16 protein-coding genes, 1 rRNA gene, 1 pseudogene and 1 riboswitch are annotated in these 20,740 nt (G+C 43.7%); all 18 genes and pseudogenes read left to right on the top strand.

Annotated elements, in window-relative coordinates; translation table 11 throughout:
- Positions 1 to 142 precede the first annotated feature (142 nt).
- A 5S ribosomal RNA gene (rrf, locus tag A6K76_RS12400) occupies positions 143 to 258 on the top strand.
- Positions 259 to 1,013: 755 nt separating this feature from the next.
- Positions 1,014 to 1,202 carry an NETI motif-containing protein gene (locus A6K76_RS12405; protein ID WP_066465563.1) on the top strand — a complete coding sequence of 63 codons (189 nt, stop codon included), beginning with the start codon at positions 1,014 to 1,016 and terminating at the stop codon, positions 1,200 to 1,202.
- Between the two features lie 100 nt (positions 1,203 to 1,302).
- Positions 1,303 to 1,400, top strand: a riboswitch (purine riboswitch).
- A gap of 207 nt (positions 1,401 to 1,607) precedes the next feature.
- Positions 1,608 to 2,096: a 5-(carboxyamino)imidazole ribonucleotide mutase gene (gene purE, locus A6K76_RS12410; RefSeq protein ID WP_066465564.1), complete on the top strand. Its 489-nt coding sequence runs from the start codon at positions 1,608 to 1,610 to the stop codon at positions 2,094 to 2,096.
- Positions 2,093 to 3,217, top strand: a complete 1,125-nt coding sequence (purK, locus tag A6K76_RS12415; RefSeq protein ID WP_066465566.1) for a 5-(carboxyamino)imidazole ribonucleotide synthase — start codon at positions 2,093 to 2,095, stop codon at positions 3,215 to 3,217. Before purE ends, purK begins: the two co-directional genes overlap by 4 nt.
- Before the next feature lie 16 nt (positions 3,218 to 3,233).
- Entirely contained in the window at positions 3,234 to 4,529 is a 1,296-nt protein-coding gene (gene purB, locus A6K76_RS12420; protein ID WP_066465568.1) for an adenylosuccinate lyase, read from the top strand.
- A gap of 23 nt (positions 4,530 to 4,552) precedes the next feature.
- Positions 4,553 to 5,263, top strand: a complete 711-nt coding sequence (purC, locus tag A6K76_RS12425; protein ID WP_066465573.1) for a phosphoribosylaminoimidazolesuccinocarboxamide synthase — start codon at positions 4,553 to 4,555, stop codon at positions 5,261 to 5,263.
- A 4-nt stretch (positions 5,264 to 5,267) separates the two neighbouring features.
- The gene (purS, locus tag A6K76_RS12430) at positions 5,268 to 5,513 is read left to right on the top strand and encodes a phosphoribosylformylglycinamidine synthase subunit PurS (protein WP_066465575.1); all 246 of its coding nucleotides are present in this window, start codon (positions 5,268 to 5,270) and stop codon (positions 5,511 to 5,513) included.
- Between the two features lie 5 nt (positions 5,514 to 5,518).
- Positions 5,519 to 6,199 (top strand): phosphoribosylformylglycinamidine synthase subunit PurQ, encoded by a 681-nt coding sequence (purQ, locus tag A6K76_RS12435; protein WP_066465577.1) that lies wholly within the window; start codon positions 5,519 to 5,521, stop codon positions 6,197 to 6,199.
- Positions 6,186 to 8,417, top strand: coding sequence for a phosphoribosylformylglycinamidine synthase subunit PurL (gene purL / locus A6K76_RS12440; protein WP_066465579.1), 2,232 nt, complete (start codon positions 6,186 to 6,188; stop codon positions 8,415 to 8,417). The genes purQ and purL overlap by 14 nt, the downstream gene beginning before the upstream one ends.
- Positions 8,393 to 9,817 carry an amidophosphoribosyltransferase gene (gene purF, locus A6K76_RS12445; protein WP_066465581.1) on the top strand — a complete coding sequence of 475 codons (1,425 nt, stop codon included), beginning with the start codon at positions 8,393 to 8,395 and terminating at the stop codon, positions 9,815 to 9,817. Before purL ends, purF begins: the two co-directional genes overlap by 25 nt.
- A gap of 78 nt (positions 9,818 to 9,895) precedes the next feature.
- Entirely contained in the window at positions 9,896 to 10,951 is a 1,056-nt protein-coding gene (purM, locus tag A6K76_RS12450; protein ID WP_066465582.1) for a phosphoribosylformylglycinamidine cyclo-ligase, read from the top strand.
- Positions 10,951 to 11,529 (top strand): phosphoribosylglycinamide formyltransferase, encoded by a 579-nt coding sequence (purN, locus tag A6K76_RS12455; protein ID WP_066465584.1) that lies wholly within the window; start codon positions 10,951 to 10,953, stop codon positions 11,527 to 11,529. The genes purM and purN overlap by 1 nt, the downstream gene beginning before the upstream one ends.
- A 480-nt stretch (positions 11,530 to 12,009) precedes the next feature.
- A complete protein-coding gene (purH, locus tag A6K76_RS12460; RefSeq protein ID WP_066465586.1) occupies positions 12,010 to 13,545 on the top strand; it encodes a bifunctional phosphoribosylaminoimidazolecarboxamide formyltransferase/IMP cyclohydrolase in 1,536 nt (511 codons plus the stop codon).
- 683 nt (positions 13,546 to 14,228) lie between these two features.
- Complete coding sequence (gene purD / locus A6K76_RS12465; RefSeq protein WP_066465588.1) at positions 14,229 to 15,485, top strand: phosphoribosylamine--glycine ligase; 1,257 nt, start codon at positions 14,229 to 14,231, stop codon at positions 15,483 to 15,485.
- A 407-nt stretch (positions 15,486 to 15,892) separates the two neighbouring features.
- Positions 15,893 to 17,626 carry an adenine deaminase C-terminal domain-containing protein gene (locus A6K76_RS12470; protein WP_139108694.1) on the top strand — a complete coding sequence of 578 codons (1,734 nt, stop codon included), beginning with the start codon at positions 15,893 to 15,895 and terminating at the stop codon, positions 17,624 to 17,626.
- 206 nt (positions 17,627 to 17,832) lie between these two features.
- Positions 17,833 to 18,159 carry a YerC/YecD family TrpR-related protein gene (locus tag A6K76_RS12475; RefSeq protein WP_066465591.1) on the top strand — a complete coding sequence of 109 codons (327 nt, stop codon included), beginning with the start codon at positions 17,833 to 17,835 and terminating at the stop codon, positions 18,157 to 18,159.
- Between the two features lie 554 nt (positions 18,160 to 18,713).
- Positions 18,714 to 19,406, top strand: coding sequence for a heptaprenylglyceryl phosphate synthase (gene pcrB / locus A6K76_RS12480; protein ID WP_066465592.1), 693 nt, complete (start codon positions 18,714 to 18,716; stop codon positions 19,404 to 19,406).
- Positions 19,407 to 19,445: 39 nt separating this feature from the next.
- Positions 19,446 to 20,138 (top strand): annotated as a pseudogene (locus A6K76_RS12485) (UvrD-helicase domain-containing protein); the annotation flags it as partial.
- Positions 20,139 to 20,740 lie beyond the last annotated feature (602 nt).

Raw genomic sequence — 20,740 nt, forward strand, 5'->3', positions numbered from 1 at the left:
CTGTTTTCAATGATATCGCGTTTATCCAGTTTTGAAAGAACAATCTTTCAATTAAGTAGAATGAATTTTCTACGTAAAGGTTTCAACATACTACACGCAAGTTGACAATGAATTGCGCCGTAGATTGGAAACCGTAATATAGTGAAGTGATGATGGCAAAGAGGTCACACCTGTTCCCATACCGAACACAGCAGTTAAGCTCTTTAGCGCCGATGGTAGTTGGGGGTTTCCCCCTGTGAGAGTAGGACGTCGCTTCGCAAAGAACGAGGTACGAATTTAGTTCGTGCCTCGTTTTTCTTTGCGCTTTTTTAAAAACAATATGTATATGTAACACGATGCGACTTACACGTCTTGCATCGTGTTTTTTCGTTTTTTAGCGTCGTTTATGTCGTATCTTGCTCGCTTAGTAATAAGTAGTAAAAGATCAACGTAACATTTATCACATAATGATGGCAATGTAGGTGATGCGTTAAATTGTTAGTTGAGTATTGATATAGCGCTCTATAAATCGTTAAAAAGAGAAAATAACGGTAACATATGTATGGCAAGCGTTTTACATGGGGAATTCGTATGTACGCAGCTAAAAAATAGACGGACTACTATTATAATATATCAGGTCTGTTGATTCGCCACTTTTATACAGCTGAATCGTTTGTTTTGAACAGCAAAATGGGGATTATTGCGGTTTTTTAGTGAATGTATTTTAGCGTTTTATTCGTCGGCTCTCCACAGCGGGGCAGGCTTTCCGCGGGCGTGGCGTGAGCCTTTCGTGTCATGCTCATACCTCTGCGATTACTCGAGGCAAAAAGAATTTTCGCTATTCCCGCTGGAGTCCGCCTCTTGTTTCGAGCCTCGTTCGCATTCTAAATTGTATATATATAGGTTTATAAAAGAACGAAGAGGCATTTCGGTAGCAACGTGACAATGAACAGACATAATTCGTATTATTTCGTCGTACTTCTTTGAAATAATTCTTGCTATAATGAACAAAACTACTAGAGACGAGGCAGCATATGAGTAAGAAACAACTTTGGTTTGATGTGGAAGAGCATGAGACGCTCGATGCTTGTTTAGCAAGAATGAAGGAGCAAGGATATATGCCGATTGGGCGAAGAGAAGAGCCTATTTTTCATATCGTAAATGGAGAACCGACAGTATTACGTCAAAAAATACAATTTAAAGGGTTAAAAGTAGAAGAATAAATGTTCTATATGTTAAAAACCGAACAATATTGTTTTCTGAAAATTTATCGTTCGCATTTTTTCGTTGACGCACTGCAAATGTGTTGTTAAAATGTGAAAAGGAAAACATTATTGAATCCCTCATATATGCTAGAGAATAGGCTCTAGTGTTTCTACCTGGCACCGTAATGCTGGACTATGTGGGAAAGCAACTTTTGGTGTAGTAAATGATAGGAGTGTGTGATTATGTATTCACGAACTTTATTATCTCGAACAATCCTCAAGTAGTCTGCTTTCTCGTCATAGAATTATGATGAGATACAGATTATTTGAGGTTTTTTGTTTTCTTTACTACACGTGAGATTCATTAATGAACAAGATCAACTTTAACATCTACATTTATGGAACCTTAAAGGAGCGTAATTTATGAATCCGAAAATTGGCGTCATTATGGGCAGTTCAAGTGACTGGGAAACGATGAAGCATGCATGTGATATTTTAGACGAATTACAAGTGCCATATGAAAAGCAAGTTGTGTCTGCACATCGCACACCAGACTTAATGTTTGAGTATGCTGAGGCAGCACGTGGGCGCGGTATTCACGTCATCATTGCAGGTGCTGGTGGGGCGGCGCATTTACCAGGTATGGTTGCGGCAAAAACGACATTACCAGTCATCGGTGTACCAGTGCAATCACGCGCACTTAATGGCTTAGATTCATTACTATCGATTGTACAAATGCCAGGTGGTGTACCTGTTGCGACAGTTGCGATCGGTAAAGCAGGAGCAACAAACGCAGGATTACTTGCAGCACAAATTCTTTCAACGACAGATGCAGAGCTTGCAGCGCGTTTAGACGCACGTCGTGAAGCAACAAAACAGCAAGTGTTAGAAAGCTCAGGTGACTTAGTGTGACGAAGATGATTTATCCAGGTCAAACGATTGGTATCATCGGAGGCGGTCAATTAGGTCGTATGATGGCACTTGCCGCGAAGGAAGCAGGCTTTAAAGTAGCCGTGCTTGAGCCGTCAATGGATTCACCTTGTGGGCAAGTAGCCGACATTCGCATCGTCGCAAATTACGATGATGAGGCGGCGCTTGAAGAGCTTGCAGAAGTGAGCGATGTTATCACATATGAGTTTGAAAACATTGATTATGAAGGCTTAAAGCGTTTAACGACAATTGCTTACGTTCCTCAAGGGGCAGAGCTTGTACGCATTACTCAAAATCGCGTAACAGAAAAAGCAGCGATTGTGGAAGCAGGATGCCCAGTCGCACCGTATGTAGTTGCACGTACATATGAAGAGCTAGTGGCACAAATCGATACAATCGGCTACCCATGCATCGTGAAAACGGCGCGTGGTGGCTACGATGGCAAAGGTCAACAGCTGTTAAAATCAGCAGACGACTTAGCACTTGCAGAAAGTTTATTTGAGCATTCGGAGTGTATTGCAGAAGGCTTTGTACCATTTGAAAAAGAAATTTCAGTGATCGTTCAGCGTAATGGCAATGGCGAGACGTGCTGTTTACCAGTTGGAGAAAACATTCACGTTCATCACATTTTACACGAAACAATCGTGCCAGCACGCATTGACGACACGACAGCACAAAAGGCAGAAAAAGCCGCAACAAAAATTGCAGACTATTTAAATTTAGTCGGCACAGTAGCAGTTGAAATGTTCGTATTAGAAGACGGTGAGATCGTGATTAACGAGCTTGCACCACGTCCGCATAATTCAGGACATTATTCAATTGAAGCATGCAACGTTTCACAGTTCCATCAGCATATTCGCGCTGTATGTGGTTGGCCGCTGCGCAAGCCACAATTATGGGCACCATCCATTATGGTGAATGTCCTAGGTCAGCACGTAATGCCCCTTAGCAATTCGATTTCGAAGTACCCTGATTGGTCCTTACATCTGTACGGCAAGCAAGAAGCTAAAGTTAACCGTAAGATGGGACATGTTACAATTATGACTAATGATGTTGAGAAAACATTAATTGAAATTGAGCAATCTGGTATTTGGCCAGAGTAAAAGGAGCGTACTACAGATGATTGAACGTTATACGAGACCCGAGATGGGCGCAATTTGGACAGAGCAAAATCGTTATGAAGCATGGTTAGAGGTAGAAATTTTAGCTTGCGAGGCATGGGCCGAGCTTGGAGAAATTCCGAAAGAGGACGTAAAGCGCATTCGCGAAAACGCCTCGTTCGATATTGACCGCATTTTACAGATTGAGCAAGAAACACGACACGACGTAGTAGCATTTACGCGTGCTGTGTCTGAAACACTGGGAGAAGAGCGCAAATGGGTTCACTACGGATTAACGTCAACAGATGTAGTCGACACCGCTTTATCATATTTAATTAAACAAGCAAACGACATTTTACGTAAAGACATTCAAAACTTTATCGATGTTATTGAAGCGCGTGCGAAGGAGCATAAAAACACCGTTATGATGGGGCGTACACACGGTGTGCATGCCGAGCCGACAACATTCGGTTTAAAGCTTGCCCTATGGCGTGAAGAAATGCTGCGTAACCAAGAGCGCTTTGAAGCAGCAGCAAAAGTAATTGAAACTGGGAAAATGTCAGGTGCAGTCGGAACGTATGCGAACATTGATCCGCACGTAGAAGCTTACGTGTGCAAGCATTTAGGCTTAGCAGCAGCACCAATCTCAACGCAAACATTGCAGCGTGACCGCCACGCGCAATACATGTCGACGCTTGCATTAATTGCTGCATCGATTGAAAAGTTTGCAACGGAAATTCGCGGCTTACAAAAATCAGAAACACGCGAAGTGGAAGAAGCATTTGCGAAAGGTCAAAAAGGCTCTTCAGCAATGCCACATAAGCGTAACCCAATCGGCTCTGAAAATATGACAGGCATGGCACGTTTAATGCGAGGTTACATGGTAACAGCGTTTGAAAACGTCGCACTATGGCATGAGCGTGACATTTCACATTCATCAGCAGAGCGTGTCATCATTCCAGATGCAACGATTACGTTAAATTACATGTTAAACCGTTTTACGAACATCGTGAAAAACTTAACGGTGTTCCCTGAAAATATGAAGCGCAACATGACGCGTACGTTCGGCTTAATTTACTCACAGCGCATTTTACTAGCACTAATCGACAAAGGGTTAGCGCGAGAGGAAGCGTATGATACAGTACAGCCATTAACAGCACGCGCATGGGATGAGCAAATACAGTTCCGTCCATTAGTAGAAGCAGACGAGACGATTACGAAGCATTTAACAGCGGAGGAAATTGACGACTGCTTTGACTACAACTATCACATTCAGCAAGTGGATATGATTTTTGAGCGACTTGGACTAAACTAATCATTTTTGAGGGGGACGAACACATGAACAAGGGTGAGCTTTTATACGAAGGAAAAGCAAAGCGTTTATACGCAACAGATGATGCTGAGGTGCTGTTTGTTGAATATAAAGATAGCGCAACAGCATTTAACGGTGAGAAAAAGCAAGACATTGACGGCAAAGGTAATTTGAACAATCAAATTACGACGAGAATATTCGAAAAATTACGAGAAGCTGGAATTGTGTCACATTTCGTAAAACGCATTTCAGATAACGAACAGCTTGTGCGTAAAGTCGATATTATTCCGATCGAAGTCGTTGTACGAAACATTGCAGCAGGTAGCTTAGCAAAACGTCTTGGGTATGAGGAAGGCACGCCACTAGAGCGTACAATCGTTGAGTTTTATTACAAAGACGATAACCTTGGTGACCCGCACATTACGACAGAGCATATCGACATTTTAGGCATTGCAACTGCTGAGGAGGTCGATGCGCTGTACAAGCAAGCACTTGCAGTAAACGACGTACTACAGCCAATTTTTGAGCAAGTCGGCGTACAGCTGATCGATTTTAAATTGGAGTTCGGTCGCGACGTTGATGGCAATGTATTACTCGCCGATGAAATTTCTCCGGATACGTGTCGCTTATGGGATGCGAAAACGAAGCAAAAGCTCGATAAAGATGTGTTCAGACGCGATTTAGGCAGTTTAACAGAAGTATACGAAATTATTCTTGAAAAACTTGGAGGCAAATAAAGTCATGAAAAAGGTTAAAGTTTACGTAACGCTAAAAGAAAGCATTTTAGATCCACAAGGCTCAGCTGTAAAAGGTTCATTAGAAAAAATCGGTTATGGTGAAGTAGCAGACGTACGTATTGGTAAATTTTTAGAAGTAACAATCGCAGACACAGACCGTGATATCGACACAATCGTTAAAGAAATGTGCGAAAAAATGTTAGCAAACACTGTAATTGAAAACTACCGTTACGAAATCGAGGAGGCATAAGACAGATGAAATTTGCAGTACTCGTTTTCCCAGGGTCTAACTGTGACGTAGATATGTATCATGCAATTAAAGACGAGCTAGGCGAAGAAGTGGAGTATGTTTGGCATACAGCAACGAGCTTAGACGGATTTGATGGCGCATTAGTACCTGGTGGATTCTCATATGGTGACTACTTACGTTGTGGTGCAATGGCTAACCAATCAAACATTATGAAGGCGTTAAAGGAATTTGCAGCAGCTGGAAAACCAGTGTTAGGTGTATGTAACGGATTCCAAATTTTAACGGAAGCTGGTCTTTTACCAGGCGCGTTATTACGTAATAAAAACTTAAAATTCATGTGTCGCCCAGTGACGTTAACAGTTGAAAATAACAACACGTTATTTACAAATGAATACGCAGCAGGTGAGCAAATTAACATTCCAATCGCACACGGCGAAGGGAACTACTATTGTGATGATGAAACGTTAGCGACGTTACAAGCGAACAAGCAAATCGTTTTCACTTACGATAACAACCCAAATGGTTCTTTAGAAAACATCGCAGGCATCATTAACGAACAAGGTAACGTACTTGGTATGATGCCTCACCCAGAGCGTGCAGCAAACGAAATCGTTGGTGGCGCAGACGGTCTAAAATTATTTAAATCAATTGTTAAGCAGTGGAGGGAACAACATGTCAACAACTAACTTCGAGCCAACAGCGGAGCAAATTAAAGAGCAACGTCTGTACGCAGATATGGGTATGACAGATGCAGAGTATGAATTAGCGGTAGAAAAATTAGGTCGCATGCCAAACTGGACAGAAATCGGTCTTTTCTCAGTAATGTGGTCTGAGCACTGCTCATACAAAAAATCAAAGCCGGTACTTCGCAAGTTCCCGACAAAAGGTCCTCAAGTATTACAAGGTCCTGGTGAAGGTGCTGGTATCGTGGATATCGGTGATGAGCAAGCGGTTGTATTCAAAATGGAATCACACAACCACCCTTCAGCAATTGAGCCGTACCAAGGTGCAGCAACAGGTGTAGGCGGCATTATCCGTGACGTATTCTCAATGGGTGCGCGTCCAATCGCGATGTTAAACTCATTACGCTTTGGTGAATTAAAATCAGCGCGTGGTAAATATTTATTTGAAGAAGTTGTTGCCGGTATCGCAGGTTACGGTAACTGTATCGGGATTCCAACAGTAGGCGGCGAAATTCAATTCGACCCTTGCTACGAAGGTAACCCACTTGTAAACGCAATGTGTGTTGGTTTAATCGACCATAAAGACATTCAAAAAGGTGTAGCAGCGGGCGTTGGCAACACAGTAATGTACGTAGGTGCAAAAACTGGTCGTGATGGTATCCACGGTGCAACATTCTCATCTGAAGAATTATCAGAAGAAGCGGACGAAAAACGTTCAGCAGTTCAAGTTGGTGACCCATTCATGGAGAAACTATTACTTGAAGCTTGTTTAGAAGTTGTAAAATCAGACGCACTTGTTGGTATTCAAGATATGGGTGCAGCAGGCTTAACTTCATCTTCAGCAGAAATGGCTTCTAAAGCTGGTACTGGTGTAGAAATGAACTTAGACTTAGTGCCTCAACGTGAAACAGGTATGACAGCTTACGAAATGATGCTTTCTGAATCTCAAGAGCGCATGTTAATCGTTGTAAAAGCTGGTCGTGAAGAAGAAATTAAAGCGATCTTTGAAAAATACGATTTAGACGCAGTATCAGTAGGTCGCGTAACAGACGACAAAATGCTTCGTTTATTACACAAAGGTGAAGTTGTTGCAGAAGTGCCAGCAGACGCATTAGCAGAAGACGCACCAGTGTACAACATGCCAGACGAAGAGCCTGCATACTTCGCTGAATATCAAGCGATGGAAAACGCAGAGCCAGCTGTAACAGACTACAAAGAAACGTTATCAGCGTTATTACAAGCACCAACAGTAGCATCTAAAGAGTGGGTTTACGACCAATACGACTACCAAGTACGTACGTCTACAGTTGTAGCACCAGGTTCTGACGCGGCAGTAGTTCGCGTGCGTGGTACGAACAAAGGGTTAGCGATGACAACGGACTGTAACTCTCGCTACATTTATTTAGATCCAACAACTGGTGGTAAAATTGCCGTTGCAGAAGCTGCTCGTAACATCGTAGCAACTGGTGGTAAGCCGTTAGCAATTACTGACTGCTTAAACTTCGGTAACCCAGAGAAACCAGAAATCTTCTGGCAAATCCAAAAATCAGCTGACGGTATTTCGGAAGCTTGTTTAGCACTTGACGCACCAGTAATCGGCGGTAACGTATCGATGTACAACGAGCGTTCAGGTGAAGCGGTTTACCCAACACCAACAATCGGTATGGTCGGCTTAGTAGAAGACTTAGCTCACGTAACGACACAAGATGCGAAAAATGCTGGCGACATCGTTTACGTAATCGGCGAAACGAAAACGGAGTTCGGTGGATCAGAGCTTCAAAAATTAGTGGAAGGTCGCATTTTCGGTCAAGCACCATCAATCGACTTAACAGTAGAAGCGAAACGTCAAGAGGAGTTACTTACTGCAATCCGTGCAGGCGTAGTAGCATCAGCGCATGACGTATCTGAAGGCGGCATAGCAGTGGCACTTGCAGAAAAAACATTTGGCGCAAAAGGCTTAGGTGTAAACGTTACATTAACAGGCTCAGCGACAACTGCTTTATTCTCAGAATCACAATCTCGCTTCATCGTAACAGTAGCACCAGAAAACAAAGAAGCATTTGAAAAAATCGTAACAGATGCAAAAGAAATTGGTGTCGTAACAAATGATGCAACACTAACAATTAACGGAGACGCTGGCGTGTTAGTAGAAGGTTCAGTGGAGGAATTCCGTTCTGCTTGGAAAGGAGCAATCCCATGTTTACTGAAATCAGAGGCTTAAACGAGGAATGTGGCGTCTTTGGCATATGGGGACATACTGAAAGTGCGCAACTAAGCTATTACGGCTTACACGCATTACAACACCGAGGTCAAGAAGGAGCAGGAATTGTCGTAACAGACGGCAATTCTTTGCGCCCGATCAAAGGTGAAGGGTTAGTCAACGACATTTTCAACGAGGAAAAATTACGTGCCGCTACAGGTCATGCAGCGATCGCACACGTACGTTACCCAACAGCTGGTGGTGGCGGAATCGAAAACGTTCAACCGTTATTATTCCGTTCATCAACAGGCTCACTTGCGATTGCGCATAACGGGAACTTAGTGAATGCGAATCATTTAAAGCAAAACTTAGAGCGTTCGGGCAGTATTTTCAATTCGACATCGGATACAGAAGTAGTAATCCATTTAATTAAAAAGTCGTCACATTCGCCGTTTCGAGCAAAGGTGAAAAATGCGCTTTCTTTATTGAAAGGTGCCTTTGCCCTTATGATTTTAACGAAAGACATGATGATTGTCGCGCGTGACCGCAATGGTTTACGCCCTCTATCATTAGGTAAATTAGGCGATGCTTGGGTCGTTGCATCAGAAACGTGTGCATTCGATTTAATCGGTGCAGAATACGTGCGCGATGTAGAACCAGGTGAGCTATTATACATTACAAACAACGGTATTGAAGTAGACCGCATTACTGACGAAGTAGCGGCACCACGCGCAATGTGTGCAATGGAGTACGTATACTTCGCGCGTCCAGACTCAAACATCGATACAGTAAACGTCCATATGGCGCGTAAACGTATGGGTCGCGAGCTAGCACGTGAAGTAGCGGGCATTGAAGCAGACGTTGTAACAGGCGTACCGGATTCATCGTTATCATCGGCAATCGGTTTTGCAGAAGAAAGCGGCATTCCGTACGAGCTTGGGTTAATTAAAAACCGCTACGTTGGTCGTACGTTCATTCAACCGACGCAGGAGCTACGTGAGCGCGGCGTAAAAATGAAACTATCGCCAGTTGTGCAAGTTGTTAAAGATAAGCGCGTTATTATGGTAGATGACTCAATCGTTCGCGGTACGACGTCAAAACGTATTGTACGCATGTTAAAAGAAGCAGGTGCGGCAGAAGTACACGTAATGATTACGTCACCACCAATGACAAACCCTTGCTTCTACGGTATTGATACGTCAACGTCAGAGCAATTAATCGCTTCAAGCCATAGCGTCGAAGAAATTCGTGTTGCGATTGAAGCAGATTCATTAACGTTTTTAACACCAGAAGGCATGGTGCGTGCAACAGCTCGTCCATTTAACGATCCAAATGGCGGTCTTTGCCTAGCATGCTTCACAGGCGAATACCCAACAGAAATTTTCTCAGATACAGTTTTACCACACGAAAAAGAATGTTAAGTTAAACGCATTCGTGCGTCGTGCACGAATGCGTTTTTTTAAAGTACTACATGCTTTTTAAAATTTAGGAGGATTCAGATGTCTAAAGCATATGAACAAGCAGGCGTAAATATCGAAGCAGGTTATGAAGCAGTTCAACGTATGAAATCACACGTGGAGCGCACAAATCGTTTAGGAGTTATGGGAACATTCGGCGGTTTTGGCGGCATGTTTGATTTATCAGCATTAAACTTAAAAGAGCCTGTACTCATTTCAGGTACAGACGGCGTTGGAACAAAATTAAAGTTAGCGTTTATGGTAGATAAACACGATACGATTGGAATCGACTGTGTAGCAATGTGTGTAAATGATATTGTTGCACAAGGAGCAGAGCCACTTTACTTCCTTGACTACGTAGCAGTAGGCAAAGCAGTACCAGCAAAAATTGAACAAATCGTTAAAGGTGTAGCGGATGGTTGTGTACAATCAGGTGCAGCATTAATCGGTGGAGAAACAGCAGAAATGCCAGGTCTTTACGAAGAAGACGAGTACGATTTAGCAGGATTTGCAGTAGGTGCTTGTGAGAAAGCAAACATCGTAACAGGTGAGCGCATTGCAGAAGGTGACGTATTAATCGGCATCGCTTCAAGCGGTGTACATTCAAATGGTTATTCATTAGTGCGTAAAGTTGTATTTGCAGATCATGACTATGCAGTCGATGCAGTAGTGGAAGGCTATGAAGATTTAGGTCCAATTGGCGAAGCACTATTAGTTCCAACAAAGCTTTATGCAAAACCTGTACTTGCAGCGTTAAAAGCAGCAGATGTACACGGCTGTGCACACGTAACAGGTGGCGGTTTCTACGAGAACTTACCACGCATGATGCCAGCAGGTTTAGCAACTGAGATCGACTTAGGCTCTTGGCCGGTGCTACGCATTTTTGAATTCCTAAAAGAAAAAGGACAGCTTGCAGATAAAGATTTATACAACGTTTTCAACATGGGCATCGGTTTCGTGATCGCAGCACCAGAAGCTGAAGCAGCAAAAATTATCGAAGCAATCGAAGCAAATGGTGAAAAAGCATACACAATCGGCCGCGTTGTAAAAGGCGAAGGGGTTCTTTTCAACGGGGAGCATGACGGGAGCTTAGTGTAATGACGAACATTGCTGTATTTGCTTCAGGAAGCGGCTCAAACTTCCAAGCGATTCAAGAAGCCATCGTGCGTGGCGAGCTACAAGCAAACATTAAGCTCGTTGTAACAGACAAGCCAGGTGCTTACGTCGAAACACGCGCCGCTCAGTTTGACATTCCTGTGCTTGCACTTAGCCCAAAAAGCTTTGATTCAAAAGCGGCATACGAGCAAGCGATTGTCGACGAGTTACGCAAGCAAGACATCGAGTGGATCGTGTTAGCAGGTTATATGCGCTTAGTATCGGAAACGTTACTTGGTGCATACCAATCAAAAATCGTGAACATTCATCCGTCACTTTTACCGTCGTTCCCAGGAAAAGATGCAATCGGACAAGCGCTTGCACACGGCGTAAAAGTAACAGGTGTGACAGTGCACTTTGTCGATGAAGGAATGGATACAGGTCCAATTATCGCACAAACAGCTGTGAACGTAATTGACGGTGACCGCGAGCAAACAGAAGAAGCGATTCATAAAGCAGAGCACGCCCTATACACAGCCGCACTACAGCAGCTATTTGCAGGTAAAGTGCAAGCGAAATAATTTAATGGAGGGTCGCGCTTTGCGGCTCGCGTTCCTGGGGCGTGGCTTGAGCCTCCTCACCGCAAGCGGTTGCGGGGTCTCAAGTCTCACGCTTATCCCCAAGGAGTCTCGCCGCCGCGCACCCTCCATTTTAGTTCGCACTCATTGAAAGTATCGCTGTGATGAAACGGTAACAGTACTGTGAAAGTTCAGCGCGGTTTTTCAATATGTTTGCAGAAATGATTGATCGAAGTGTTATTATAGAAAGTTGCTTGGAGCGAAAGAGGCGGACTCCAGCGGGAACAGCTCGCGTCTCAAGACCCCACAGACACGACGTAGGAGTGTCGAGGAGGCTTGAGGAAGGTGATAAGCGCCACGTCCATGTGGCATCACCTTCATGACTAACATCGTGTTAGCCTCCGAGCCCGCGGAAAGCCTGCCTCGAAAGCGACAAGCAACATAACGATAAACTAAGCAACAAACTTTAAGGAGGTCGTCATCGTGACGAAACGTGCACTTATTAGTGTTTCAGATAAAAATGGTATTTTACAATTCGCCAAAGAACTAGTCGCTCTTGGCTATGAAGTATTATCAACAGGCGGTACGAAGCAATTATTACAAGACAACAACGTACCTGTAACAGCTGTTGACGAAGTAACAAAATTCCCTGAAATTTTAGACGGACGTGTAAAAACGTTAAACCCAATGATCCACGGTGGTCTTTTAGGGAAATTTGACGAGCCTAGCCACGTTGCACAAATGGAGCAGCACGGCATCGAGCCAATCGAAATCGTATGTGTAAACCTTTACCCATTCGTTGAAACAATTTCAAAGCCAAACGTAACGTGGGACGATGCAATTGAAAACATCGATATCGGTGGTCCAACGATGTTACGCTCTGCTGCGAAAAACCATGCATACGTAACAGTAATCGTTGATGCAAACGACTACGAAGCGGTACTTGGTGAATTAAAAGCAGACGGCAAAACGACGCTTGCAACTCGTCAACGTTTAGCAGCAAAAGTATTCCGTCATACAGCAGCGTACGATTCATACATTTCAAACCATTTAACAGCAGCAATCGGTGAAGAATTCCCAGAAAACGTAACGCTTACATACGAGTTAAAACAAAATTTACGTTACGGCGAAAACCCACACCAAAAAGCGGCGTTCTACCAAAAGCGCTTAGGCTCTGACTTCTCAATCGCGTACGCTACACAGCTACACGGTAAAGAGCTTTCTTACAACAACATTCAAGATGCAAACGCAGCGCTACAAATCGTGAAGGAATTCGATATTCCAGCAGCGGTAGCAGTGAAGCATATGAACCCTTGTGGTGTTGGTACGGGCGAAACGATTGCACAAGCATTCGGCAAAGCGTACGAAGCAGACCCAACGTCAATTTTCGGTGGCATCATTGCGTTAAACAAAGAAGTCGATGCAGCAACAGCTGAGCAATTAGCTGGTATCTTCTTAGAAATCATCATCGCGCCTTCATTTACAGAAGAAGCGTTAACGATTTTAACAGCGAAGAAAAACATTCGCTTAATGACAATCGACTTCTCTCAAGCGAAGCAAGACGACTTCAACGTTGTATCAGTTGAAGGTGGCTTATTAGTACAAGAGCCAGACCGCGCAGGCTTCAAAGACGCAGACATTAAAGTTGTAACAGACCGCGAGCCAACAGAAGAAGAGTGGGCAGCGTTAAAATTAGGTTGGGCAGTAGTAAAACACGTAAAATCAAATGCGATCGTTGTAACAGACAAGCAAATGACATTAGGTGTTGGCGCTGGTCAAATGAACCGCGTAGGCGCAGCGAAAATCGCGTTCGAACAAGCGGGCGAAAAAGCAAACGGTGCAGCACTTGCATCTGACGCGTTCTTCCCAATGAGCGACACAGTTGAAGCAGCAGCAGCGGCGGGCATTACAGCAATTATTCAACCAGGTGGCTCTGTAAAAGACCAAGACTCAATCGATGCAGCAAACAAAGCAGGTATCGCAATGGTGTTCACAGGCGTACGTCACTTCAAGCACTAATTTTTAAGCAGTGATATGTGGCAACTAAACTTTTAGGGAAATAGCATGAGCTTGAAACTACATGTTCAAGTAAAGCGAGCCGTAATACGCGAATAGTCGACGTATTGTCGGCACGCATGAAAAAATGTAAAACTTCTCGCAACAACAACACATTCACAGTATAATAGAATAATGTTTCGCACCTATTCTGGCCGGATAGTGGCAGAAGCGTTTCACAAACGGAGTGTTCGCACTCTCGATTGAACGGCTTTGGCCGGACGTTCAATCAAACCGCAACTACTACTGCAATCAACTTTGGTCGGGGGATTGCACCGTAGTAACTATTATAAGTGGTGTATGCATACTATTCTGGTCGGATACTACGCATGCATCGCTCATAATAAAAAACGCTCGCCTAGTTATTAGGCGGGCATTTTTTATATGTAAAATTACAAGGTACTATATTTTTTTGCACTAAAAATAGCTAAAAGTAGCGAAACATAGTTGCTTGAAACGAGAGGCGGACTCCAGCGGGAAAAGCGAAAGTTTCTTTTGCGACGAGTAATCGCAGGAGCATGAGACTTGAGACCCCACAGCCACGACATAGGAGTGGCGAGGAGGCTCAAGCCACGCCCGCGGAAAGCCTGCCTCGACGTGAAAAGCATAAGTTACGTTAGTATTTATAGAAAACAGGAGGAAAACATATGAACATTTTAGTAATCGGAAGCGGCGGTCGTGAACATGCGATCGCAAAACAGTTTAACGAGTCACCATCAGTAACAAACGTTTTCGTAGCACCAGGCAACGACGGCATGAAGCGCGACGCAACAGTAGTCGCAATCGACGCACTTGATTTTGCGGCACTTGCGAACTTCGCAAAGGAAAACGACGTAGCACTTACATTCGTAGGTCCTGAGCAACCACTTGCAGAAGGAATTGTAGACTACTTCAATGAGCAAGGTTTAGTCATTTTTGGTCCAACGAAGGCAGCAGCGCAAATTGAAGGTTCAAAATCGTACGCAAAAGACATTATGAACAAATACAACATTCCAACAGCGGCGCACGAAACGTTCACAGAGGCTGACAAAGCGGTTGCGTACATTAAAGAGCAAGGCGCACCAATCGTAATTAAAGCAGACGGTTTAGCAGCAGGTAAAGGTGTAATCGTTGCGATGACAGAAGAAGAAGCAATCGACGCTGTACAAGATATGATCGGCAACCAACGCTTCGGTGATTCTTCATCGAAAGTAGTAGTAGAAGAATTCCTTGATGGCGAAGAGTTCTCATTCATGTCATTCGTACATAAAGGACAAATTTACCCAATGGTCATTGCACAAGACCACAAACGCGCATACGATGGCGACAAAGGGCCAAACACGGGCGGTATGGGTGCGTACTCTCCAGTGCCACAAATTGGTCAAGATGTAATTGACGTTGCATACGACAAAATCGTTGTACCAACTGTTGAAGCGATGGAAAAAGAAGGCGTATCATTCACAGGTATTTTATACGCAGGTCTTATTTTAACGAAAAACGGTCCGAAAGTAATCGAGTTCAACGCGCGCTTTGGCGACCCAGAAACACAAGTAGTATTACCACGTATGGCTTCAGACTTCGGTTTATTTATGACAGCATTAATGAACGAAGAAAAATTTGACTTACAATGGTCTGAAGAAGCGATGCTAGGTGTTGTCATCGCATCAGAAGGTTACCCAGGTGATGTGGAAAAAGGCAATGCATTACCGAATTTAGACGCACTGAGCGCATCACACGCAGTATTCCACGCAGGTACGAAAGAAGTGGATGGCACATTCGTTGGAAATGGCGGACGCGTACTATTAGTTGGTGCAAAAGCAGCGACGTTAAAAGAAGCGCAAGAAAAAGTATACGCAGGTATTAACAGCGAGAAGTGGGACAACTTCTTCTGCCGCACAGATATCGGCTGGCGTACATTTAAATAAATGATGAGTGGAGCTGTGTTAGGAGTCGAATAGACTTTCAACGCAGCTCTGTTTTATTTGTTTCATGAAATTCGATGAGCTTAATGAATGATAAGCAGTTACTCTCGTATACTATCAGGTTGGTTAATTAGTCCAGTGTATACAGCTACATTGCTTATTTTTAGCAGTAAAACAGAAATACATGTGGTTTTATAATGGCATGGAGCGTGCGCCGAGCCCCAGGACTTTTGCGACGAGTAACCGCAGGAGCACCGCGAGCCGCAATACGCTCCTGCTAATTAATTTGCTAATCAACAGACTATGTATACTATATGTAAAATTTTCATATTGTTATTCATCGTACTTTGCTATGATAAAGCGCGGTATGGTACTATGAAGAAAAGAACCGACAAAAGGGGGACTGTTGTGTGTTTGAACCAATTTGGAAAATGAATGATATTCGAAATCAAGTAGCTGTAATTGATGGGCTTCGCGCACCAACAATCGTCCTACAAAACGCGCGATATTTACATAGTGTATTCCGCGATTGGCGTCATGGAAACATTTGGATAGCAGAAGACCGCATCGTCTACGTTGGCGATGAGTTACCACAAAATACAAAAAATACAGAAATAATCGATATGACGGGGAAAACGATCGTGCCAGGATACATTGAGCCGCACGTACACCCGCATCAATTATATAATCCGGTGTCGTTTGCACGCTATGCGATGAAGACGGGCACTTCGACAATGCTTTGCGATAATTTAGCGATGTTTTTAGCTTTACAAAATAAGAAAGCGTTTTCAATGATGGATCGATGGAAAACATTACCGACGCAGCTATATTGGTGGGTGCGCTTCGATTCGCAGACGCAGCTTGAGCATGAGCATGACGTATTCTCGATGGAAAATGTGCTTGAGTGGATTGAGCGCCCAGATGTGTTAATGGGCGGTGAGGTGACGGGCTGGCCACGTTTAATGGCAGGCGACGACGAAATGCTGTATTGGATTCAAGCAGCGAAGTTAAAAGGCAAAAAAATTGAGGCGCATTTACCAGGGGCATCGGAAAAAACATTAGCGAAAATGCGTTTATTTGGGGCAAACGGCGATCACGAGGCGATAACGGTTGACGATGTCGAAAAGCGCCTGAACCAAGGCTATGCGGTGACGCTGCGCTATTCGTCGATTCGCCCAGATTTGCCGAACATTTTAAAAGATATTGTTGAGAAAGGCTGGAACATTTTCCACCATTTAATGATGACGACGGACGGTTCAACGCCGATGTTTCATGAAGACGGCGTAATGGATAAGTGTATTCGCGCCGCGTTAGCAGCCGGAGTTACTCCAATCGATGCGTACAATATGGCAAGCTACAATGTGGCGAAATATTACGGCGTATCGAACTTGCACGGCATGATTGCGACAGGGCGATTTGCGACGCTTAACGTGTTAACTGACGAGTTTACGCCAGTGCCAGAAGCGGTTATGGCGAAAGGGCAATGGATGGTGCGCGATGGCGAGGAAGTGTTCGATTGGCCAGAGGAACGCTTTGAGGAATTTGCGCCGCTTGCACTCGATTTTGAGCTGCATGAAAGCGACTTCCAATTTTCAATTCCATTTGGCATTCAGCTTGTGAACGATGTTATTACGAAGCCGTACAGCGTGAACTTACATTTAAATAAGCAAGCAGTCGTACAAAACGAGGACGAATGCTACTTAATGTTAATTGATAAGTTTGGCAAATGGCATGTGAACACGTTTTTAAAAGGCTTTGCGAAAAACGTACAAGGCTTTGCATCGACGTATTCGACAACGGGCGACGTTATTTTGATCGGTAAAAGCATCGAGGCGATGATGCAAGCGTTTAACGAGGTGAAAAAGCTGGGCGGTGGGATCGTGTTAATTGAGAACGAGCAAGTAATCGCGAGCATTCCGCTAACAGTTGGTGGCTTAATGAGCGATTTACCGATGGAGCAGCTTATTGAACAGGAGAAGGAGCTCATTGCAAAACTGCGAGAACGTGGCTTTGATAAAGGTGATGCAATTTATAGCTTATTATTTTTACAATCGACGCATTTGCCATACATTCGCATTACACCAAAAGGCTTGTACGATGTCATGAAGAAAAATATTTTACTACCTGCGATGATGCGTGAATAATGAATATATGGAGCGAGTCGCATGAGGCAGCTTCCACAATATGTTGCTGCAATTATGTAAATTTTGCATCAGAAGCTATTTTACTTTATTATGTTAAAGTGATGATTTAGAATAAGAACGAACAGTTAAAGTGGTGGAGCAGTAAAAACGCGCTGCTCATATTGATATGTAGTTGCTTTATACAGTAACTAGAGGAGGAAGAGCGCATGCAAGTTGAAAAAATTCGCGGGCATCAAACAGAGCAATTATTTAAAGCTGTGTTAGAGCTAAAAGATATTGAAGAATGCTATAAATTTTTCGATGACTTATGCACAATTAGTGAAATTCAATCACTCGCGCAACGATTTGAAGTCGCGCATTTATTACGTTTAAAGAAAACGTATGAAACGATTAAAAAAGAAACAGGTGCGTCAACAGCGACGATTTCACGTGTACGCCGTTGCTTCGATTATGGTAACGATACATACGACGAAATGCTCGGGCGACTGTATCCAGATGAAAAGCCGTTCCAGCCAGGCAAAGGGACGAAATAAAATGAAGAGCTGTACTAACGTCATGTTAGTGCGGCTCTTTTTTATGCGTTTTACACAAATGCATCTGAGCACAAATTCCGCTATACTAATGCAAGTAACATACATTCCGTTTTATAAAGGTTAAGTGTGCAAGCTGTCTATTTCGCTTCGGTGGACGCTTTCCGCAGGCGCGGCTTCAACTAATTTTTGTCGGACAAGCCGCCAAAAATGGATTTTCAGCTCGCGCTTTTCCTGCTGGAGTCGCCACCTTCGCTCTATAGACAAAGTAATGTACGGCATCAGATTTGTTGATTATCCATTTATATACAGTCGAGTTAGCTGTTTTTAGCAACGAATTGGAAATAAATGCGGCATGTTAATGGCAGTAAGCGTGCGGCGAGCCCCAGGAACGCGAGCCGCAATACGCGAACTGCCAACGCGCCTTTCAAGTGAATGGCTAATCAACAGACGAGGCATTACACCGCTTTTATAAAAACGATGGGATTAAGTATGTTTAATATGAAATGCAGTAGCTTTCAACATACATGATAAATGGATAAAGGTAGGGAACAACAATGGACTTTAAACAATGGCGACATGTTTTCAAAATAGACCCAGCAAAAACAATTTCAGACGAGGCGCTTGAGCAAGTGTGTGAATCAGGCACGGACGTAATCCTTGTCGGCGGCACGGACGGCATTACGCTCGACAACGTGCTCGACATTTTAGTGCGCGTGCGCCGTTACAGTGTGCCAGTCGCGCTTGAAATTTCAACGATCGACGCGATTACACCAGCGTTTGACTATTACTTCATTCCGACTGTGTTAAACAGCGAGGACCCGACGTGGATTAAAGGAATGCATCACGAGGCGCTGAAGCAGTTCGGTGACGTTATGGTATGGGACGAGTTGTTTGCGGAAGGGTATTGCGTATTAAACCCTGATTGTAAAGTGGCACATGCGACGAGTGCGAAAACGGATTTAGATGTAGACGACGTTGTTGCGTATGCGCGACTAGCGGAAAACTATTTCAAGCTGCCGATTTTTTATATGGAATATAGCGGGGCGTACGGCGATGTGTCGTATGTCGAAGCGGTAAGCAACGTATTAGAGAACACGCAATTGTTTTACGGCGGTGGCATTACGAGCGCACAGCAGGCAGCAGAAATGGCGAAGTTTGCAGATACAGTCGTAGTCGGCAACATTATTTACGACGACTTAAAGGCAGCATTGAAAACCGTAAAAGCTGTAAAAGATGTGCTAAAATAAGAATGAATGTTCGATTTTAAACGTGAAAGAGGTGTGCATATGGAGCATATTACGAATAATTTGTTAGCCGGTATGAATCCAGAGCAAGCAGAAGCAGTAAAGACGACGGAAGGACCGCTGCTCATTATGGCAGGGGCAGGCTCAGGGAAAACGCGTGTGTTAACACATCGCGTTGCTTATTTAATTGTTGAAAAGGAAGTATATCCTTCTAACATTTTAGCGATTACATTTACGAATAAGGCGGCGCGTGAACTGCGCGAGCGAATTGATTCAATTTTAGGTGCGGGAACGGGCGAGCGCATGTGGGTATCGACGTTCCACTCGATGTGCGTACGCATTTTACGACGCAACATCGATCGACTTGGCTTTTCAAAAAGCTTCTCGATTTTAGATATGACCGACCAATTAACGGTTGTGAAAAACGTGTTGAAAGAGCAAAATATCGACCCGAAAAAATACGACCCACGCGCCATTTTAAATACGATTAGCTCGGCGAAAAATGAGTGCATTGACGTGCGTACGTTCAAGGAAAACATGAACGCGCACAATCCGTTTGAAAAAATTGCAGCGGGCGTGTACGAAAGCTATCAAGAACGATTAAAGCGCAATCAATCATTAGATTTCGACGACCTCATTATGATGACGATTCGTTTATTCAAGGAAGCGCCAGACGTACTAGAGTTTTATCAAAATAAGTTTCAGTACATTCATGTCGACGAGTATCAAGATAGTGCGACACGTTGCTAATTGAAAAGATTAGCCACTAACGTCATTTCGTTAGGAGAACTAAGAAATCAGATGAGTCGAATGATGAGGTAACGCTCTGAAAGGCTCGACCTAATCCTCCGAATAGCATAAGTAAATTGCAACATTGAACATGTTATAAGCTCGGTGAAGTCAGCTGAATATCACCCTAATTACAGGAAAGCGGAGTGGAGGCACTTTGTGTGGTAGATAGGCTGGGGTTCTATAAAAATGCTCATGGTTAGAATGTAGGAAACAAAACTTCCTGCTGACGAAGTTCCGAATGTACGGCTCTAGAGATATAGCTGTTCGAAAGGGCAGTCCAACATTGTTTGGGTTAGTGAGGTGGAGTAAGAGTTGTCTTTATGAAACACCTTATCGTGTTACAGGCACGATCAAGCTAACAGGGTTAGAGGAACGACCTAAAAGTATTATATGTACAGATATGATTTCTTGGAACGTGGTAAGCGAGGCTACTTGGAGAGGTTGCACTCGATGAAAAGGTATAGGGAAAGCTCATTTGTATAACCTATTTTAAGCCCGTGAAAGTGGTGGCACAGTACCGTTGAAGCCGTGATAATAAGCGGTGG

This window comes from Caryophanon latum (assembly GCF_001700325.1).
GTDB classification, from domain to species: domain Bacteria; phylum Bacillota; class Bacilli; order Bacillales_A; family Planococcaceae; genus Caryophanon; species Caryophanon latum.

Bases quoted from the DNA above. Each gene is read 5' to 3' on its own strand.
- pcrB (WP_066465592.1), top strand. From the start codon at position 18,714: ATGGACTTTAAACAATGGCGACATGTTTTCAAAATAGACCCAGCAAAA.
- purQ (WP_066465577.1), top strand. From the start codon at position 5,519: ATGAAATTTGCAGTACTCGTTTTCCCAGGGTCTAACTGTGACGTAGAT.
- purE (WP_066465564.1), top strand. From the start codon at position 1,608: ATGAATCCGAAAATTGGCGTCATTATGGGCAGTTCAAGTGACTGGGAA.
- purB (WP_066465568.1), top strand. From the start codon at position 3,234: ATGATTGAACGTTATACGAGACCCGAGATGGGCGCAATTTGGACAGAG.
- purF (WP_066465581.1), top strand. From the start codon at position 8,393: ATGTTTACTGAAATCAGAGGCTTAAACGAGGAATGTGGCGTCTTTGGC.
- purC (WP_066465573.1), top strand. From the start codon at position 4,553: ATGAACAAGGGTGAGCTTTTATACGAAGGAAAAGCAAAGCGTTTATAC.
- purD (WP_066465588.1), top strand. From the start codon at position 14,229: ATGAACATTTTAGTAATCGGAAGCGGCGGTCGTGAACATGCGATCGCA.
- A6K76_RS12475 (WP_066465591.1), top strand. From the start codon at position 17,833: ATGCAAGTTGAAAAAATTCGCGGGCATCAAACAGAGCAATTATTTAAA.
- purL (WP_066465579.1), top strand. From the start codon at position 6,186: ATGTCAACAACTAACTTCGAGCCAACAGCGGAGCAAATTAAAGAGCAA.
- A6K76_RS12405 (WP_066465563.1), top strand. From the start codon at position 1,014: ATGAGTAAGAAACAACTTTGGTTTGATGTGGAAGAGCATGAGACGCTC.
- purN (WP_066465584.1), top strand. From the start codon at position 10,951: ATGACGAACATTGCTGTATTTGCTTCAGGAAGCGGCTCAAACTTCCAA.
- purS (WP_066465575.1), top strand. From the start codon at position 5,268: ATGAAAAAGGTTAAAGTTTACGTAACGCTAAAAGAAAGCATTTTAGAT.
- purM (WP_066465582.1), top strand. From the start codon at position 9,896: ATGTCTAAAGCATATGAACAAGCAGGCGTAAATATCGAAGCAGGTTAT.